The organism is Enterobacter cloacae complex sp. 309I3, from assembly GCF_050031595.1.
Classification (GTDB): Bacteria; Pseudomonadota; Gammaproteobacteria; order Enterobacterales; family Enterobacteriaceae; genus Enterobacter; species Enterobacter cloacae.
Genome location: NZ_JBLGWI010000001.1, coordinates 1,214,870 through 1,232,828, shown reverse-complemented (window position 1 = coordinate 1,232,828; position 17,959 = coordinate 1,214,870). Strand labels below are relative to the sequence as shown.

Annotated in this window: 15 protein-coding genes; 5 read left to right on the top strand and 10 right to left on the bottom strand. The window is 57.7% G+C overall.

Translation table 11 applies throughout. The features are described 5' to 3' along the window. Positions 1 to 97 precede the first annotated feature (97 nt). The 3 genes from ACQG22_RS05725 to nfsB all read left to right on the top strand — a co-directional run bounded on the left by ACQG22_RS05725 (position 98) and on the right by nfsB (position 1,820). Positions 98 to 688 carry a TetR/AcrR family transcriptional regulator gene (locus ACQG22_RS05725; protein ID WP_013097680.1) on the top strand — a complete coding sequence of 197 codons (591 nt, stop codon included), beginning with the start codon at positions 98 to 100 and terminating at the stop codon, positions 686 to 688. After that, complete coding sequence (locus ACQG22_RS05720; RefSeq protein WP_013097681.1) at positions 678 to 1,046, top strand: MmcQ/YjbR family DNA-binding protein; 369 nt, start codon at positions 678 to 680, stop codon at positions 1,044 to 1,046. Before ACQG22_RS05725 ends, ACQG22_RS05720 begins: the two co-directional genes overlap by 11 nt. Positions 1,047 to 1,166: 120 nt before the next feature. Next, on the top strand, positions 1,167 to 1,820 hold the full coding sequence (gene nfsB, locus ACQG22_RS05715; RefSeq protein ID WP_058661410.1) for an oxygen-insensitive NAD(P)H nitroreductase: 654 nt from the start codon (positions 1,167 to 1,169) through the stop codon (positions 1,818 to 1,820). Between the two features lie 27 nt (positions 1,821 to 1,847). Here nfsB and ACQG22_RS05710 read toward each other — a convergent pair whose 3' ends face one another. The 3 genes from ACQG22_RS05710 to ACQG22_RS05700 form a co-directional block, all read right to left on the bottom strand. Further along, complete coding sequence (locus ACQG22_RS05710; RefSeq protein ID WP_262819720.1) at positions 1,848 to 2,450, bottom strand: hypothetical protein; 603 nt, start codon at positions 2,448 to 2,450, stop codon at positions 1,848 to 1,850. 153 nt (positions 2,451 to 2,603) lie between these two features. Further along, entirely contained in the window at positions 2,604 to 3,638 is a 1,035-nt protein-coding gene (locus ACQG22_RS05705) for a DUF2157 domain-containing protein (RefSeq protein ID WP_369706344.1), read from the bottom strand. Further along, complete coding sequence (locus tag ACQG22_RS05700; protein ID WP_369706343.1) at positions 3,635 to 4,504, bottom strand: helix-turn-helix transcriptional regulator; 870 nt, start codon at positions 4,502 to 4,504, stop codon at positions 3,635 to 3,637. Before ACQG22_RS05700 ends, ACQG22_RS05705 begins: the two co-directional genes overlap by 4 nt. Positions 4,505 to 4,611: 107 nt before the next feature. Here ACQG22_RS05700 and ACQG22_RS05695 point away from each other — a divergent pair, with 107 nt between their 5' ends. Further along, the gene (locus ACQG22_RS05695) at positions 4,612 to 6,048 is read left to right on the top strand and encodes an MFS transporter (RefSeq protein WP_029882609.1); all 1,437 of its coding nucleotides are present in this window, start codon (positions 4,612 to 4,614) and stop codon (positions 6,046 to 6,048) included. Between the two features lie 64 nt (positions 6,049 to 6,112). Beyond that, entirely contained in the window at positions 6,113 to 7,357 is a 1,245-nt protein-coding gene (locus ACQG22_RS05690) for a mechanosensitive ion channel family protein (protein WP_020689363.1), read from the top strand. On the opposite strand, the gene ACQG22_RS05685 is transcribed toward ACQG22_RS05690, so the two are convergent. The 7 genes from ACQG22_RS05685 to ACQG22_RS05655 all read right to left on the bottom strand — a co-directional run bounded on the left by ACQG22_RS05685 (position 7,358) and on the right by ACQG22_RS05655 (position 17,874). Then, on the bottom strand, positions 7,358 to 8,329 hold the full coding sequence (locus ACQG22_RS05685; protein WP_369706342.1) for a LacI family DNA-binding transcriptional regulator: 972 nt from the start codon (positions 8,327 to 8,329) through the stop codon (positions 7,358 to 7,360). A 75-nt stretch (positions 8,330 to 8,404) separates the two neighbouring features. Beyond that, complete coding sequence (locus tag ACQG22_RS05680; RefSeq protein ID WP_058651679.1) at positions 8,405 to 9,547, bottom strand: Gfo/Idh/MocA family protein; 1,143 nt, start codon at positions 9,545 to 9,547, stop codon at positions 8,405 to 8,407. After that, positions 9,540 to 10,565, bottom strand: coding sequence for a sugar phosphate isomerase/epimerase family protein (locus tag ACQG22_RS05675; RefSeq protein ID WP_310815299.1), 1,026 nt, complete (start codon positions 10,563 to 10,565; stop codon positions 9,540 to 9,542). Before ACQG22_RS05675 ends, ACQG22_RS05680 begins: the two co-directional genes overlap by 8 nt. Before the next feature lie 15 nt (positions 10,566 to 10,580). Next, a complete protein-coding gene (locus ACQG22_RS05670) occupies positions 10,581 to 11,819 on the bottom strand; it encodes an MFS transporter (protein ID WP_029882613.1) in 1,239 nt (412 codons plus the stop codon). Positions 11,820 to 12,102: 283 nt separating this feature from the next. Beyond that, on the bottom strand, positions 12,103 to 13,488 hold the full coding sequence (gene pheP, locus ACQG22_RS05665) for a phenylalanine transporter (protein ID WP_040021452.1): 1,386 nt from the start codon (positions 13,486 to 13,488) through the stop codon (positions 12,103 to 12,105). A 102-nt stretch (positions 13,489 to 13,590) separates the two neighbouring features. Next, positions 13,591 to 15,564: a PhoX family protein gene (locus ACQG22_RS05660; RefSeq protein WP_045902386.1), complete on the bottom strand. Its 1,974-nt coding sequence runs from the start codon at positions 15,562 to 15,564 to the stop codon at positions 13,591 to 13,593. 126 nt (positions 15,565 to 15,690) lie between these two features. Then, positions 15,691 to 17,874 (bottom strand): TonB-dependent receptor, encoded by a 2,184-nt coding sequence (locus tag ACQG22_RS05655; RefSeq protein WP_029882617.1) that lies wholly within the window; start codon positions 17,872 to 17,874, stop codon positions 15,691 to 15,693. Positions 17,875 to 17,959 lie beyond the last annotated feature (85 nt).

Here is a 17,959-nt window from a genome sequence, read left to right as displayed (position 1 = left end):
TCGTCAAGACGTTTTCGATCTTTGACATTCCGCGTTGCAGCGGGTCAAAGCACGTGTTTCAATCAGGGTTTTTACAATTGACAGGAGGAAAAATTTAGTGGCACGTCCGAAGAGTGAAGATAAAAAACAGGCCTTACTGGACGCCGCAACCGCGGCATTTGCGCAGTCAGGTATTGCCGCCTCAACGGCGTTAATTGCCCGTAAAGCGGGCGTCGCCGAAGGCACCCTGTTCCGCTACTTTGCTACCAAAGACGATCTGCTGAATGCCCTCTACCTGCACCTCAAGCAGGACCTCTGTCAGTCAATGCTCTCTAATCTGGACCGCAGCCTTACCACACCGAAAGAGCATACGCGAAACATCTGGAACAGCTATGTGGACTGGGGGATTCGTAACCCCGTTGCGCATGCGGCAATCCGCCAGATAGGCGTGAGTGAAAAGCTGAGCGCCGAAACGGAACTGGCGGTGAAAGAGATGTTCCCGGAGCTGCATGAACTCTGCCGCCGCTCGGTGCGCCAGGTGTTTATGTCCGATGAGTTTAAAACCTTTGGCGATGCGCTTTTCTTATCGCTTGCCGAATCCACAATGGAATTTGCCACCCGCGATCCTTCTCGCGCCGTCGATTTTAAAGCGCTCGGGTTTGAGGTTATGTGGCGCGGGCTTGCCCAGGAAGAGAGCGATGGACAGTAAATCCCTGCAGGAGCACGCCAAACGCGTGGCGCTGGAGCTGCCTTTCACCGAACACTGCTGGCCGTTTGGGCCGGAATACGATGTGTTTAAGATAGGCGGAAAAATTTTTATGCTGATGGGCACCGTACATGGACGGCCCCACGTCAGCCTGAAGTCAGACCCGGAAAAATCGCTGTTAAACCAGCAGATTTATCGTGGAGTGGAACCGGGCTATCACCTCAATAAAAAACACTGGATTTCCCTCTACGGTACCGACGACGTTACGCCAGAGCTGGTGACCGATCTCATCAATGACTCGTGGAATCTGGTGGTGGATAAGCTGCCGAAAAAAGACCAGAAGTGGATCAGACCGGTTTGATTGTTCGTCTGAGACGAACAGTATAAGCGCTCGAATCGCACTTATCTTTTTCCGCGTCTCGCTGTAATCTGCTCTCCTTTCGCGCCCGCGTGCGGGCGAATTTCATTACCAGGAGTTGTTATGGATATTATTTCTGTCGCCCTGAAACGCCACTCCACCAAGGCGTTCGATCCCGCTAAAAAACTGACCGCAGACGAAGCGGAAAAGATCAAAACCCTGCTGCAATACAGCCCGTCCAGCACCAACTCTCAGCCGTGGCACTTTATTGTCGCCAGCACCGAGGAAGGTAAAGCTCGCGTGGCGAAATCTGCCGCAGGTACTTACGTCTTCAACGAGCGCAAAATGCTGGACGCTTCTCACGTGGTGGTGTTCTGCGCAAAAACCGCGATGGACGATGCCTGGCTGGAACGCGTGGTGGATCAGGAAGAGGCCGATGGCCGTTTCAACACGCCAGAAGCCAAAGCGGCGAACCATAAAGGTCGTACCTACTTCGCTGACATGCACCGTGTGGATCTGAAAGATGACGACCACTGGATGGCGAAACAGGTTTATCTGAACGTGGGTAACTTCCTGCTGGGCGTGGCTGCGCTGGGCCTGGATGCAGTACCGATTGAAGGCTTCGACGCCGCGATCCTCGACGAAGAGTTCGGCCTGAAAGAGAAAGGTTTCACCAGCCTGGTGGTGGTGCCGGTTGGGCATCACAGCGTGGAAGATTTCAACGCCACGCTGCCAAAATCTCGCCTGCCGCTGAGCACGATTGTGACTGAGTGCTAATACATACGGGCCGCTCGCTGCGGCCCGTTACACCTTACTGATCACCAATCTGCGGTGCGGATGAACGTCACGATCGTACCCCCACGCAAAGGCGATCCAGCGCTCTTCCAGTTCCGCGTATGAACTTACTGGCGTGAGTCTCCACTCTTCTCCTTCCGTGCCGTCCGCCACGCTAATGCGATAATTCATGGTAAATGCCCAGTCGATCATGCGTAACCAGAACCGTTGACCGTCTCCGGTTTGCTCGCTGTCTGACACTACAATGTCGTATTCGCTTAGCACCCACTGAAAAAACAATTGTGGTAATCCGCTTATCACGCGTTGATGGACAGCGCGGGGCGTACGCCAGACCATAACTTGCGTTGCGGCACCGTGAGGAAAGGTGATCTCTTTATGGAACGCCAGCTTCACGGCATATGCCGTATAAGGTTTGCCGTCGTCGGTAGTGACGAGACGGTATTCATCGCTATAACGCGATTTCAGGAGCCGGTATCCTGCAGGCAGCAAATACCCCGGCAACTGAAAATCCACCGTGCCCCGCGCCAGGAATGCTTCTGTATGTTCGACATTTCGGGAGATAAGCCCGAGTTTTTGACTAAAATCTGCTGACTCAATCATCAGTGGCGACATCGGTGGTTTCTCATCGCGTAAGTATAGTCCACTTTACAACGCATCTAAATGACGCAGATTCAGTAGGTTGGTTTAATTCAAAGCTCACCTTACGCGCTTTTTATCGATACAGCAGAACCGTCACTGATTCCCTGAATCCTTCTCGCAAAAAACTTACCTGGCCGGGTTACCCGCGTGCCAGATTCGTTCTGCATAGCGCCCAATCACCGCCAGCGACGCCGCGAGTAGCAGGAAGAACACCACTTTGTTCATCCCGTCCCAGAAGTATTCGAAATAGCGGGTGTAGAGGTTAATGGCGAGGAAGGTCAGGCCAAAACCGCGCAGCATGCCGTCGTCGGTTTTAAGGCTGATGTAAATGCAGAGCACCGCCGCCACGGCGAACAGCAGCGCCCACGGCAGCAGCGAAGCCTGCGTAACGCCATACCAGTTATCGATATCGTAGTTGCCGAAAATCGACATGATCCACAGGGCGACAAACAGATACGTGAGCCCCATCGCTTTGCTGGTCGTGTATAGATGGCGCGCCTGCAGCCTTCCGCGCAGCAGCCAGCACAGTGCCAGCAGCGCACCGCCGAAGAAGATAAAGCGTACCGGGTAGTTCATTCCCAGCCAGTAGGCGCCCCAGCCGGACATATAGCCCGTCTCCGCACCAAACCAGTTACCGAGTGAGAGCAGGAAAAACAGCCACACCAGGCCAGAGCGACCAAAGAAGCCCACCAGCCCGTAAACCGCACATCCCGCCAGGAACAGCGGTGCGATATGGCCGCTGCCGTTATCCAGTCGCTCCCCGAGTTGCCAGAGCGCGATGGCGGTAAAGAGTACGCCGAGAAAATGCATGGCTTCAGTGCTGTAATGCCACTGGGTTTCACGCCGCTGTCGGCTGAAGCCCCACAGATAAAACAGCACGGCAACCAGCGCAGGCAGCCCGATGCGTGCGATGGAGGAGAAAGAGAAGAATGCAATAATGCGCGCCATCAATTCACTGTCGGAGAACAGGCTGCCGATAGCGATGATCACGCAGGCCAGCGCCGTCCAGAAGGCATAGCGGCTGAGCCGCTGCCAGTCCATGGTGACGCGTGTCAAGGTGCCCGCCAGACGCTGATGCTCGTCAGCGCTTAATGTGCCTTCCTGCTGCCATTCGTTGAGCGCGCGGCGCAAAAGCCGCTCCTGTTTTCGGGTTACCTTCATTTTGCCTGCTCCGCCAGCCATTCCATCGCCCTCTCCCCCGCGTCATCCACCGGCAGATAGACCAGTAGCCGCGATCCATTACGCGGTGCAGAGTACCAGTACATCTGCTGCAGGGTAAACTCGCCCAGCTCAGGATGGGTAAACAGCTTGAGCTGGTTCTCCACTCCGCGCACGTCGTTGCGCTGATGCCACAGGGTTTTAAATTCTTCAGACACCGCAAAGAAACGCGCCAGTTTCGCTTCCCACAGCGGATCGCCCCGATGCTCGGCCATCGCCACGCGGAAATAGGAGACAAAGATCGGCAGCACGTCGTCACGCTTGCCAAGCCGCGCACGCCATGCGGGATGGGTGAGGAAAAGATAAATACAGTTGCGATCTTCCGGCGGGATCGCATTGAAATCGACGCCCATTAAGTGCCCGAAGCTGTCGTTCCACGCCACGATATCGAAGTTGGGTTTCTGGATGCTGGCGGGTTTCGGCATGAGGGTATCAAGCAAGCGACGCGTGCCCTCGCTGATCCCCTCGCAGCCCGTCGCCTGTGGCGCTTCACCCGGCGGCAATCCGGCCAGCACAAAAAGGTGGCGCGTCTCGGTCGGGGTGCATTGCAGCGCTTTTGCCACTGCCGCCATCACGGTGCTGGAGGGATTAACATCTCTGCCCTGCTCCAGCCACGTGTACCAGGTCACGCCCACGTCAGCCAGCAAAGCCACCTCTTCACGGCGCAACCCCGGCGTGCGGCGGCGGCCGCTGCGCGGCAATCCAAGACGCTGTGGATCAAGGCTCTCACGCCGGGCGCGTAAAAATGCCCCCAGCTGTTTTCGCGTGTCGTCCTTGAGTGAGACAACAGGTTCAGACATCAGCGCCATAACTCCCCCTGCATGGTAGTGCCAGTACCAGTATAAGCAAGAACTGGTACCCGTTTATCAGATCGTTGATGCTACGACCATCTGTTGAATGACGCAATGGAGTTACCATGAATACGTCAGTTGTTTCACCGGGTCGCGCAGGCCTGATATTGCTGTTAACCGGCCAGATGCTGCCGCTGATTGATACCTCGATCACCAACGTAGCGCTGGACGCTATCACCCACTCCTTGCACGCCACCGCCACCGAACTGGAGCTGATTGTCGCGCTCTACGGCGTGGCCTTCGCCGTCTGCCTTGCCCTTGGCAGCAAGCTCGGGGATAACCTCGGGCGCCGTCGTCTGTTTATGTGGGGCGTGGCAAGTTTTGGCCTGGCGTCGCTGCTGTGCGGAATGGCGGGAACCATTGAGCAACTGCTTGCCGCGCGCATCATTCAGGGCGCAGGAGCGGCGCTGATCGTGCCGCAAATCCTCGCCACGCTGCACGTGACGCTAAAAGGCACGGCCCATGCGAAAGCGATCAGCCTGTTTGGCGGTATCGGCGGCATTGCGTTTATCGTCGGGCAGATGGGCGGCGGCTGGCTGGTGTCGGCAGATATCGCCGGGCTGGGCTGGCGTAACGCCTTCTTTATCAACGTGCCCATCTGTCTGGTGGTTCTGGGGCTGAGCCGTCGCTATGTGCCGGAAACCCGTCGCGAAACCCCGTCGCGCATTGACTGGACGGGCACCGTCCTGCTGGCCGTCATTCTCTGCTGCCTGCTGTTTCCGATGGCCCTCGGCCCGCAGTGGCACTGGTCCTGGCCGCTGAAGGCCGCACTGATGGCGATTATCCCGCTGGGGTATCTGATGGTCTTAAATGCCCGTAAAAAAGAGCGTGAGGATGCCCATCCGCTGATCCCGCCGCGTCTGATGCAGCTTCGCAGCATCCGCTTTGGCGTGCTGATTGCGCTGCTCTTTTTCAGCGTCTGGTCCGGGTTTATGTTCTGTATGGCGCTGACCATGCAAACCGGTCTGGGAATGGCACCGTGGCAGTCGGGGAACAGTTTTATCGCCCTGGGGGTGACCTATTTTATATCGGCATGGTTTGCCCCGCGTCTGATTGCCCGCTACAGCACCAGCTCGATTCTGCTGACCGGGCTGGCGATTCAGATTATCGGCCTGCTGGCGCTGATTGCCACCTTCCGTCTCTGGGGCATGGACAACACGGCGCTGACGCTGGCACCGGCAACCGGGCTGGTTGGCTATGGGCAGGCGCTGATCGTCAACAGCTTCTACCGCATCGGGATGCGCGACATTCAGCCTGACGATGCCGGGGCGGCCAGCGCGATTTTAAGTACGCTGCAGCAGGCCGCCCTGGGGCTTGGCCCGGCGATTTTTGGTGCGATCCTGCTGCACGCGCTGCAAAACCACCACGGCGATTACACCCAGGCGATTAACGTCTTCCTCGCCGTGGAAACCGGCATGATGATCGTGCTGGGGCTGGCAACGTTACGTATGCGCCATCGTCTGTGCCTGCCGGTGGTGAAAACCTGCCACGCCACCAAATAAGCCGCGAATTTGCATAATAGATCCGCAGCCGCCATTATGGGGCTGCATCAATACAGGAGACGTTATGCAGGAATTAATTGCTCAGGTTGAAGAGTTAGGGATTGAAATTAATCACACCACCTCGTTAGTGATTATCTTTGGTATTATTTTTCTTACCGCCATCATTGTTCATTTTATTTTGCACAAAGTGGTGCTACGCGCTTTTGAGAAACGCGCGCAGGCCAGCAGCCATTTATGGTTGCAGATCATTACGCAGAACAAGTTATTTCACCGCCTGGCGTTTACCCTTCAGGGGATAATCGTCAACGTTCAGGCGGTACTGTGGCTGCAAAAAGGCAGCGAAGCAGCGGAAATGCTCACCACCTGCGCGAAGCTGTGGGTGATGGTGTATGCCCTGCTCTCTTTCTTCTCGCTGCTGGACGTGATTTTTAATCTGTCGCAGAAAATGGCGACCGCCTCACAGCTGCCGCTGAAGGGGATCTTCCAGGGGATCAAGCTGGTGAGCGCCATTCTGGTGGGGATCTTAATTATCTCTCTGCTGATCGGCCAGTCACCCGCCATTCTGATAAGCGGCCTGGGGGCCATGGCGGCGGTGTTAATGCTGGTGTTTAAAGACCCCATTCTGGGGCTGGTCGCCGGTATTCAGCTCTCCGCTAACGATATGCTCAAGCTCGGCGACTGGCTGGAGATGCCGAAATACGGCGCTAACGGCACGGTGACGGACATTGGTCTCACCACGGTTAAAGTCCGCAACTTCGATAACACCATCACCACCATTCCGACGTGGGCGCTGGTCTCAGACGCGTTCATCAACTGGAGCGGCATGTCTGCCTCCGGCGGGCGACGCATTAAGCGCAGCCTGAATATCGACACCACCAGCATTCACTTCCTCGACGAGCAGGAGCAGCAGAAGCTGATTCAGGCGAAACTGCTTAAGCCTTATCTGGCCGCGCGTCATGAGGAAATAAACCTGTGGAATCAGCAAAACGGTGAAGGGGAATCGGTATTAAACCTGCGCAAGATGACCAATATCGGCACCTTCCGCGCCTATCTGAATGAATATCTGCGTAACCACCCGCGTATTCGTAAAGATATGACGCTGATGGTGCGCCAGCTGGCGCCTGACGCAAATGGTCTGCCGATTGAAATATATGCCTTCACCAACACGGTGGTCTGGGCGGAATATGAAGAGATTCAGGCTGACATCTTCGACCATATTTTTGCCGTGGTGGATGAATTTGGTCTGCGTATTCATCAGTCCCCCACCGGGAACGATATTCGCTCCCTGGCGGGCGGCATCGCACAATAATCAGGTACTGGCGCGGGAAATAAAGCGCCAGTCCAGCATCACCCTCTCCGTGGGCGCATCCGGGTTGTCGATTTTATTCAACAGCAGATCGACTGCCTTGCGCCCGATATCCCGCGAAGGCTGTTCAATGGTGGTCAGCGAGATCATCTCCGCCAGCTCCGTACCGTCAAACCCTACCACCGCGATATCCTCCGGCACGCGCAGCCCCACCTGCTGTATGGCACGCAGCGCCCCTGCCGCAAGGGTATCGGACACGGCAAATACCGCGTCCGGCGGGTTGTCCTTCAGCAGATTTTGCATCGCCGCCATGCCCGCGCTGGAGCTGAGATCGCGGGCATATTCCACCGCCTGATAACCCAGATCCCGCAGGTGGAGCACGCTTTTGTAACCGCGTTCGCGCAGGCGGGCATATTTGTAGCTGAGATCGTGATTGATCATCGCGATACGTTTGCGTCCGCCGTCGGCAAGCTGGCTGATGGCATGCTGTGACGCGTCCACATCATTGATGCCCACGCAGGAGACCGTTCCGGCATCGGCGTATTCGGCGCACTGCACCCACGGCGCGGAGCCGATCAGGGCGGCAAGTTCAGGCAATTTTGAGAAGGCATCCATGGTGATAATGCCGTCGACGATTTTGCCCGACAGCAGGCTTAACCCCGAGCGGGAGCGTTCGATATCAGACCCGGAATTGCACAGCAAAATACGGTAGCCGTTCTTCTCGGCTTCCTCTTCAATGCCCTTCACCACTTCGGCACAGAACGGGTTGGCGATATTCGAGACCATCACCAGGATCATATAGCTGCGCGCGGTGCGCAGCTGGCGTGCCAGCAGGTTGGGCTGGTAATTGCTCTCTTTAATGGCCTGTAGGACGCGCTCGCGGTTTTTCGCCTTCACGGTATCGCTGTTGTTAAGCACGCGCGAGACCGTTGCCACGGACACTCCGGCAAGCTGAGCGATTTTCTGAATTGACATAGCGACGGCACTTCCTGCGGTTAACGTTTTATGCAGGCTACCATAAATTCGTTGCCCGGCGAACCGGGCAACGCGTTACGCTTGCACACGAACCCAGCGCTGCTGCTGATGGCTTTTCACAATGGCATCAATGATATACATCACGTTTGCCCCGTCGTGGAACGTCGCAAACGCCGGCCGTTCGGGCATCACGCCAGCCTGCACGGCACGGTAAAACTGCGCCATCATGTTTTTAAACGCATCGGGCCAGCCTTCGATGTGCCCGCCGGGGAAGTGAGCGCTGTCGGCCACATCGCGGTTCATCAGACCCGGATCGTCACTGAGCGTCTGATTGGCCTGCGCGCGGTGGCCAATCCACAGCTGTTGCGGCACCTCCTGATCCCATGCCACCGACCGTTCGCTGCCGTTGATTTCAAACGTCAGACGGTTTTTGCGCCCGGCGCTCACCTGCGAAACGCTAAAGCAGCCTTTGCTGCCGTCGTCAAAGCGGAACAGGACGGAGCCAACGTCTTCGGTGGTGACCCGCTTGTCTTCATACTGCGCATTTTCGTCATGAGTGAAGGTGTGATTGCCTGCCACGTTTGCCTTGCGCGTCGGCCAGACGATGGATAAATCGGCCATCACCTCGGTGATGCGCCGCCCGGTAACAAACTGCACCGTGTCGCACCAGTGCGAGCCGATATCCGCCACCGCGCGCGACGCACCGCCCAGGGCCGCATCCACCCGCCAGTTGTAGTCCGTTTCCAGCAGCATCCAGTCCTGCAAATAGCTGCCGTGCGCGGCGAAGATCCGCCCGATGCTACCCGCCCTCATCATGCTTGCGGCCTGGCGCACCATGGCAAACTGGCGATAGACAAAGCTGACGCCGTGGATCACCCCTGCCTGCTCCGCCAGCGCTACCAGCTCACGCGCTTCGTCCGGGGTCATGCACAGCGGCTTCTCGGAAAAGACGTGTTTTCCCGCGCGCAGGATCTGGCGATTAATCTCCGCGTGCAGATGGTTTGGCGTGCAGTTGTGCACCACGTGTAAATCCGGATGTGCAAGCAACGCCTCCACGCTGTCGAAGGCGTGCGGCACGTTAAGCTGACGCGCTTTTGCCTGCGCCTCGGCAAACGTACCGTCGCAGAGCGCCACCACCTGCACAAACCCGAGACGCCGAAGCGCCTCGATATGCGCCGGGCCGATAAACCCGCTGCCGATAATGCCGACGTTAATCATCGTTACCCCCTGCGGCAAAATCATCAAACGCACGCCCGGAGACCGGAATGATGTGACAGCGGATAAACTCGCTGCCTTCCCTCGCGCCGGTATCGCCATCCTTCAGGCAGCACTCCCACTCCAGCACCGCCCAGCCGTCGTAGTCGTACTGGGTCAGCTTGCTGAAGATGCCTTTGAAGTCGATCTGCCCGTCCCCCAGTGAGCGGAACCGCCCGGCCCGGTTGAGCCACGGCTGGTAGCCACCGTAGACGCCGCTGCGCCCGTTGGGGCGAAACTCGGCATCCTTCACGTGAAACGCTTTAATACGCGCATGGTAGATGTCGATAAAGGTCAGGTAGTCCATCTGCTGGAGCAGCATATGGCTTGGGTCGTAGAGAATGTTGCAGCGCGGGTGGTTATCAACAAGCGCCAGAAAACGCTCAAAGGTCACTCCATCGTGCAGATCTTCCCCCGGATGCAGCTCAAAGCAGACGTTCACGCCCTGCTCGTCAAAGGCGTCCAGAATCGGGCGCCAGCGGGTTGCCAGTTCCTGGAACGCCGCCTGAAAACGCTGCTCATTGTGCGGCGGCCACGGGTAGAAAAACGGCCATGCCAGCGAGCCGGAGAAGGTGGCGTGCGCCTTCAGGCCTAATCTCGCCGAGGCCACAGCGGCCTGTTTCAGTTTTTCTGTGGCCCACGCCTGCCGGGCGGCCTCATTGCCGCGCACGGCTGCAGGGGCGAAGTGGTCAAACGCGTCACTGTACACCGGGTTTACCGCCACAAGCTGGCCTTCCAGATGGGTCGACAGCTCGCTGATCACCAGCCCGTGCTCCGCCAGCGTGCCGGTGATGTCATCACAATAGGTCTGGCTTTCAGCCGCTTTCTGCACATCAAAAATAGCCGGATGGTTACAGGGGATCTGCACCGCCTTATAGCCCATCGCTGCCGCCCAGCCCGCCAGCCCGTCGAGCGTGTTGAACGGTGCATTCACACCAATAAACTGCGACAGAAAAATACCCGGACCCTTAATCGTTCTCATACCACCTCCAGAACATTACGCCTTGTCATCGTCATACTTAAACGTGAGAAGGAAAATCAGCGCGATCGCCGCGGCAGCCACCGCCGGGATCCACCAGAACGTGACCCACGCCTGCGGAACGGCCTGCCCGGCCACCAGGCGGTTATAGAGCGCGCCAGAAATTTGCGAGCCAAGCAGCATGCCGATGCCGTAGGTGAACATCACGATCATGCTCTGCGCCTGACCTTTGACCTTTTCGCCTGCGACCCGGTCGGTATAGATAAAGCCGACGACAAAGAAGAAATCGTAGCAGACGCCGTGCAACAGAATGCCGAGATAGAGCAGGATGCGCCCCTCTTCACTCACGCCCAGCGCAAACATGGCGTAGCGCACAAACCACGCCAGCATGCCGATCAACAGCATGATTTTCACGCCCAGGCGGCGGAACAGCAGCGGAATGACCAGCATGAAGAAGATCTCAGACATCTGCCCGAACGACATGGCGGTACTGACATCCGCAATACCCGCATCCGCCAGATACGAGGCGGTGTAGGCGTAGTAGGTCCCCAGCGGGACGGAGATCAGCATCGCGCAGACGGAAAAGACGAAAAAGTGGCGGGTTTTAAGCAGCGCAAAGGCATCCGCGCAGAAGAGATCGCGAACCTGCACCGGCAGCCCTTTCGCGGGAGCAGGCGTGTGCGGTAACGTCAGGCTGTAGAGAGCCAGCAGCACGGAGCTCACTGCCGCCACCTGGAAGATGGTGACGCTTGCCGCCACGCCGGTGACGCCGATGAAAATGCCCGCCACAATCCAGCCGATAGTGCCAAACACGCGCACCACCGGGAAGGTTTTATCCACGTTCGCCAGGCTGTGAAAGGCGATATTATTGGTCAGCGCCAGCGTCGGCATATAGCAGAGCGTATAACCAAACAGCAGGCCGATCAGCAGCGCACCGTTTTCAGCAATCAGCGCGCCCGGCACAAACCAGAGGATTGCTGCCCCGGCCAGATGCATCACCGCCATCACCTTTTGCGAAGCGAAGAAGCGATCCACCAGCATGCCGAGCACAAACGGCGACAGAATAGAGGCGATAGGCCCGGCGGAGAACGCATCGCCAATCAGCAACGACATGTTGTGCTGGGTCATCACCAGACCCAGCGTGACCGACCAGCTTCCCCAGATAAAAAACTGCAGAAACATCATCAGCGACAGACGCGGCACCAGCAGCCGGTGCGGTGCTATCGCTTTTCCACTACTTTCAGTTGTTGACACCATGATAAGCCTCACCCTAAAAAGTAATCGATTACAAAACAGCTCAAACAAAAAGTAATCGATTACAAAATAAAGATCCTGTGGAGCGTAGAAGATTTGGGAGGGGGGTCACGATAAAGATGAAGCGGTGTTTTGTAGGCCCGGTAAGCGCAGCGCCACCGGGCGTGAAGGCAGATGCGGCCGGGATGCGGTCGGGTTTGGTGCGGTCTGGTGCCCTCACCCCGGCCCTCTCCCACAGGGAGAGGGGGCAAACATTAAAAACGGCAACCAGGTTGCCGTTTTGCTTTTACCTTCGAGAGAGCTTAAACGCGATAAACAGGAACACCACCCACACCGGCAGCAGCATGGCGGACAGGCGCATGTCGTCGATGGTGCACATCAGCACCAGGATCATCGCCAGGAACGCAATACAGATGTAGTTGCCTGCCGGATAGAGCAGCGCCTTAAACTGCGTCTCACGCCCCTTGCGGCGCATCGCGGCGCGAAAACGCAGGTGCGCCAGGCAGATCATGATCCAGTTCAGCAGCAGCGTGGCGACAACCAGCGCCATCAACAGACCAAAGGCGGATTTCGGCAGCAGGTAGTTGATCAGCACCACCAGCGACGTAATGGCCCCGGAAAGCAGCAGAGAGTTGACCGGCACGCCGCGGCGGCTGACGCGGGTGAGGAATTTCGGGGCGTTCCCCTGCACCGAAAGGCCAAACAGCATGCGGCTGTTGGAGTAAACCCCGCTGTTATAGACCGACAGCGACGCCACCAGAATGACGAAGTTCAGCGCCGACGCCACCACGTTGCTGTTCAGATCGTGGAAAATCATCACAAACGGACTGCTGTCGGACTTCACTTCCACCCATGGGTAGAGCGCCAGCAGTACCACCAGCGAGCCGATGTAGAACAGCAGAATACGGTACACCACCTGGTTAACCGCTTTTGGAATGCTTTTATGCGGATCGCGCGCTTCGGCCGCGGTGATCCCAATCAGCTCCAGCCCGCCGAACGAGAACATAATCACCGCCAGCGACAGGATCAGCCCCTTCCAGCCCGTCGCCAGGAAGCCGCCGTGCTGCCAGAGGTTGTCGAGAGTGGCCCGCTCGCCGCCGTGGCCTGAGAACAGCAGCCACAGGCCAAAGCCGATCATGCCGATAATCGCCAGCACCTTGATCAGCGCGAACCAGAACTCGGTTTCACCATACAGGCGCACGTTCACGAGGTTAACGGCGTTGATGATAATAAAGAAGGCCGCAGCCCAGACCCACGTTGGCACCTCGGGCAGCCAGTACTGCATATAGATGCCTGCGGCGGTCAGTTCGGCCATTCCCACCAGCACAAACATCACCCAGTAGTTCCAGCCGGAGAGGAAGCCTGCGAACGGGCCCCAGTATTTATAGGCAAAGTGAGCGAACGAGCCTGACACCGGCTCTTCGACGACCATCTCGCCGAGCTGGCGCATGATCAGGAAGGCGATAACCCCGGCGATACCGTACCCCAGCAGGACCGCCGGGCCAGCCATCTGAATGGCGGGGCCGATACCCAGGAACAGCCCGGTACCGATCGCGCCGCCAAGGGCAATTAACTGAATATGTCGATTTTGCAAACCACGTTGCAGCGTCGGGTTCTGTTCCGACGAAGCTTCAGCGCTACCGTTGCCTGAAGCGGATGACGCGTCTTTCACGTCCTACCCCTGTCTCTTTTTTAGAAGGGGCACGTTTTAACACTTCATGCTGGTGGTAGCAAGTTTAACGCCGGGCCACTGCGTGCACCCGGCGGATAAACGTCACGAACCGATGATCCCACCGTCCGCTTTGGTGATCACCACCGTCGACGAACGCGGACGGCCGTTCGGGTTCGCGTCTGGCCAGTTGGAAACAGCACGCGGATTGGCCGGGTCGGTAATATCATCCCCGCCCTCTCCCGGATGCTGAATGTTAATAAACAGCGTGCGGTTGTCCGGCGTAAACGCAATCCCGGTGATTTCACACCCGCGTGGGCCGGTCAGGAAACGGCGATACTCATTGGTGCCCGGAATGGTAGCCACCATCTGGTTATTGCCCATCCCTTCGTACGCTTTCTTATTAATGGTGCTGGAAGAGACATCGGTCTGGATCCACAGCACGCCCTGGTGATCGAACGACAGGCCATCCGGGCTGCCGAATGCTGCACCCTGCATGGAGCCTTTGGCCTTCGGATCGTCGCTGTCGGTACGCCCGGCCATCACCAGAATATCCCACTTAAAGCGAGCGGCGGCCGGATCGGCTCCCTCTTCGTGCCAGTGCATAATATGACCAAACACGTTGTTGGCACGCGGGTTGGCGGCATCGACCGGCGCCTTGCCCTCCTTCCCGCGATCGCTGTTGTTGGTGAGCGTACAGTAGACGCTGCCGCTGGCGTGCGGATCGACCGCAATCCACTCTGGACGATCCATTTTCGTCGCCCCCACCACATCGGCCGCCAGACGGGTTTTGATCAGCAGATCGCCCTGGCTTTCGAAACCGTTGCTTTTATCCAGGCCATTCTGCCCGAAGATCAGCGGCAGCCAGTCGCCGCTCCCCTCCTCGTTGAACCGGGCAACGTACAGCGTGCCGGACGTCAGCAGCTGCATATTGGCTTCACGGTTGGCAGGATCGTATTTTTTGTCCGAGACGAATTTATAGATGTACTCAAACTTCTGGTCGTCCCCCATATAGACCACCACGCGGTTATCGGCGGCGAGCGTGACGGCGGCGCCTTCATGCTTGAAGCGGCCCAGAGCGGTGTGCTTGCGCGGCGTGGAGGTGGGATCGTAGGGATCAATCTCCACCACCCAGCCGAAACGGTTGGGTTCGTTAGGGGTTTTATCGACGCTGAAGCGGTCATCCACCTCGTTCCAGCGGTAGGATTCATCGCTGTCGCTGATGCCGTAGCGTTTTTCCAGCGGATTAAGATCGGCTTTTTTGACAAAAATATCCGACCAGTTCTCCTCGCAGGTGAGATAGGTGCCCCACGGCGTATGGCCGTTGGCGCAGTTTTGCATGGTGCCCAGCACGCGTTCCCCCTGCGGGTCAGCGGCGGTTTTCATTAAGTCCTGATGCCGCGCCGGGCCGGTAAGCTGCATCGGCGTATTGACGGTAATGCGGCGGGCATACGAAGACGGGCGAACTACCTGCCAGTCGCTGCCCGATTTTTTCACCTCCACCACCGACACGCCCATCGCGTTCTGCCCCTTGCGGGCCTTGTCGAGATTCCAGTTGGCCGTGCCGTCGGTAAACAGCATCCCGTTATCGATGTACTCATGATTCAACGCCAGCAGGCCATGTTCCGGGTTTTGTTTCCCTTGCGGCAGGCTAAACCACGCCATCCCGTCGTGGTGCATGCCCGCCTGCACGGCCTGTTCGTCGGTAGTGTTGCTGGCATCCTGTTTAAACGCCGGCATGTTGTTCTTGATCCCCGTCGGGTCACCCCAGCGATAAAACGGACGGGCGATATAGCCTTCCGGCACCCTGACCGTATCTTCCGTGGATACGTCGATGCTGGTAAAGCCCAGGGAAACCGCTTTTGCCAGTGCAGAAGGCTTTGATACTGCGGCAATGGCGCTTTCAGGTTTGATCAGAAAAGGGAATGAAGCGGCAGCACCCGCCACGGCGCCCATCTGTAAAAAACGGCGGCGGGAGAGGAATACCTCCGCAACCTCGGAGAATACCGGGTTAGCGCTGCGGTTAGTGATATCGTCGCGATGTTCTTTTTTAAATACGGATTTGAGGGGTCTGCCCATAGCGGCTTCCTGTCATTGGCCAAGAGGTAAAGGTCTGGAGGCCAGTGTAAGAAGCTTTTATTACAATTTTATAACAAGGTACGGAAGGATGGGGGCATCCCTGCCCCGGATAACGAGGTGGAACGCTTAGAACTCGTAGCCAACCGAGACCTTAAAGGTACGCGGTTCGCCCTGCGTGATGTAGGTGCCGGAATCGTCAACGCTGGACCAGTAGTTTTCGTTGGTCACGTTGTCGATGCCCGCGCGCACCGTCATCTGGTTTTCATTGTGGTTCACCGCGAAGCGATAGCGCATGCCCAGATCCAGCGTGGTATAGCTGTCGAGCTTTTTGCTGTTCGCGAGGTCGGCGTACTGCGTGCCGGAGTGGTTGACGCGGGCGGTAGCCGTCAGGCCCTCAATCGGTTTGATGTCGTACTCTGCGCCCAGCACGGCGTAGAAGTTCGGGACACCAATGGCATCGTTACCCTGATTCACGCCGTTTTTGGTTTTGGTCAGCTCGGCCTGCAGCCAGGTGGCGCTGGCGTTCAGGCGCATCCCGAGCATTGGCTCGCCGAAGACGTTCAGCTCTACGCCACGGTTACGCTGCTCAGCGTCCAGGCCGTAGTGACCGCTGTCGTCGAGGATCGCCGACGGCATTTTGATCTCAAACAGCGCCAGGGAGCCGCCCACGCGACCAAAGTCCGCCTTCACGCCCACTTCATTCTGCTTAGAGTGAACGATACCGGTGCTCTGGCCGTAGTTGGTGGCCGTGTTGGGCGCGGTTTTACCCGGTTGCAGCGCTTCGGTGTGGTTAGCGTAAAGCGAAATTTCCTCCCACGGTTTATAAACCACACCGTAGGTTGGCATCCAGCGGCTGCCGTCAAAACCGTCCGCGTCGTTTTCCGCACCGGTAATTTTGTTGTACCCGCGAATGACCACTTTCTGATGACGTGCACCAGCGGTAAACAGCAGCTTGTCATCCAGCACGCCCAGGGTATCACTCAGCAGCCAGCCCTGAGTGCGGGTGCGCCCGCTGGTCAGCGGATCGCTGTATTTGCCGCCAGAGCCGTTGAAATTGGAGCTGTCCGGCATCGCGACGCCGGTGTTGTGGTAAATGTTGGTGGTTGGGTTATCCGCCGTCGCCGACATTTTCCAGGCGATTTTTTCGTTTTTGGTCATCGCGGAGTACCCCACGTTGACCTTGTGCGAGACAAAGCCGGTAGTGAAGTGACCGCGTATCCCCGCCATACCGCTGACGGAATCGCTGATACGGTTGGTATCAAGACGGCTGACCGTGGCCTTACCGCTCTTGTCCACCAGCTTCGGTGCACTGTAGATCCCCTCTTCGTGCGCGTGCTGCGCGCCGAGGCCGGTATAGGCCGTCCAGTTGTCAGTGATGTCGTACTCGCTGCGCCACATCCCGAACTCGTTTTCAATGTCGCTGTAGGCCCATTTCTGCGAGAAGTTACGATCGTTTTTCGGCGGCTCTGGCACAAAGTCCACGGCGGAAATGTTGACGCTGGTCGGGCTGCCGTGGAAGGTTTTCTTCTGATAGCCCAGATCCAGCGAAGTGCGGAAATTGTCGCCTTTGTAATCCAGACCGGTGGAGAGCAGCGTGGTGCGGCGACGGTCGTTCGGCACGCCGGTTTCCCCTTCCCGGTGAACCAGGTTCACGCGCGCGCCGAACTGATCGTTGTCGCCAAAGCGTCGGCCAGCATCGAGCGTGGTGCCAATCTGTGAGTCGGAGGTGTAGTCCACGCCCACTTTCGCCTGCGGGACGTCGCCCGCATGTTTTGGCTCAAGGTTGATCATCCCGCCCACGCCGGAGCTTGCCGCGCCGTTCATCAGCGAGTTTGCCCCTTTGAAAATTTCAATGCGATCGACCATCTGGGCATCCACCACCTGACGCGGCAGCACGCCGGACAGGCCGCCAAAGGTCATGTCATCGCCGTCAAACTTCAGGCCGCGAATACGGAAGGTTTCGGCGCTGTTACCGTAACCCTGCACGAACTGCACGCCCGCATCGTTGGCAACCACATCAGCAATGGTTTTCGCCTGCTGATCTTCCACCAGCTTCGAGGTGTAGCTGATGATATTAAACGGCACGTCCATGGCATTCTGCTGGCCGAGCATCCCCAGACGGCCGCCGTTTGCCACCTGTCCATCCAGGAAGGCGGGTACCAGCTGGTCGCCGCCGGGAGTGAAATCAGGCCCGGTGGCAGACTGGACGACCATGGTGTCTTCTGGCTTTGCCTCTGCCGCCAGGGCAGCGTGGGTCACTGCGCCAACGGCGAGCGCCAGCAGTGTTTTATGCATTCTGGTGTTGTTCATAATGGACTCATTAAATGTGCGCGCAAAAATAGCCCGTTGTCGGGCCTTAGAAAAGTTTATGTGTAATGCAAATGAGAACTATACG

Excerpts from the sequence above, each read along its gene's own strand:
- ACQG22_RS05720 (WP_013097681.1), top strand. The coding sequence starts at position 678 with ATGGACAGTAAATCCCTGCAGGAGCACGCCAAACGCGTGGCGCTGGAG.
- nfsB (WP_058661410.1), top strand. The coding sequence starts at position 1,167 with ATGGATATTATTTCTGTCGCCCTGAAACGCCACTCCACCAAGGCGTTC.
- ACQG22_RS05710 (WP_262819720.1), bottom strand. The coding sequence starts at position 2,450 with ATGTCGCCACTGATGATTGAGTCAGCAGATTTTAGTCAAAAACTCGGG.
- ACQG22_RS05705 (WP_369706344.1), bottom strand. The coding sequence starts at position 3,638 with ATGAAGGTAACCCGAAAACAGGAGCGGCTTTTGCGCCGCGCGCTCAAC.
- ACQG22_RS05700 (WP_369706343.1), bottom strand. The coding sequence starts at position 4,504 with ATGGCGCTGATGTCTGAACCTGTTGTCTCACTCAAGGACGACACGCGA.
- ACQG22_RS05695 (WP_029882609.1), top strand. The coding sequence starts at position 4,612 with ATGAATACGTCAGTTGTTTCACCGGGTCGCGCAGGCCTGATATTGCTG.
- ACQG22_RS05690 (WP_020689363.1), top strand. The coding sequence starts at position 6,113 with ATGCAGGAATTAATTGCTCAGGTTGAAGAGTTAGGGATTGAAATTAAT.
- ACQG22_RS05685 (WP_369706342.1), bottom strand. The coding sequence starts at position 8,329 with ATGTCAATTCAGAAAATCGCTCAGCTTGCCGGAGTGTCCGTGGCAACG.
- ACQG22_RS05680 (WP_058651679.1), bottom strand. The coding sequence starts at position 9,547 with ATGATTAACGTCGGCATTATCGGCAGCGGGTTTATCGGCCCGGCGCAT.
- ACQG22_RS05675 (WP_310815299.1), bottom strand. The coding sequence starts at position 10,565 with ATGAGAACGATTAAGGGTCCGGGTATTTTTCTGTCGCAGTTTATTGGT.
- ACQG22_RS05670 (WP_029882613.1), bottom strand. The coding sequence starts at position 11,819 with ATGGTGTCAACAACTGAAAGTAGTGGAAAAGCGATAGCACCGCACCGG.
- ACQG22_RS05660 (WP_045902386.1), bottom strand. The coding sequence starts at position 15,564 with ATGGGCAGACCCCTCAAATCCGTATTTAAAAAAGAACATCGCGACGAT.
- ACQG22_RS05655 (WP_029882617.1), bottom strand. The coding sequence starts at position 17,874 with ATGAACAACACCAGAATGCATAAAACACTGCTGGCGCTCGCCGTTGGC.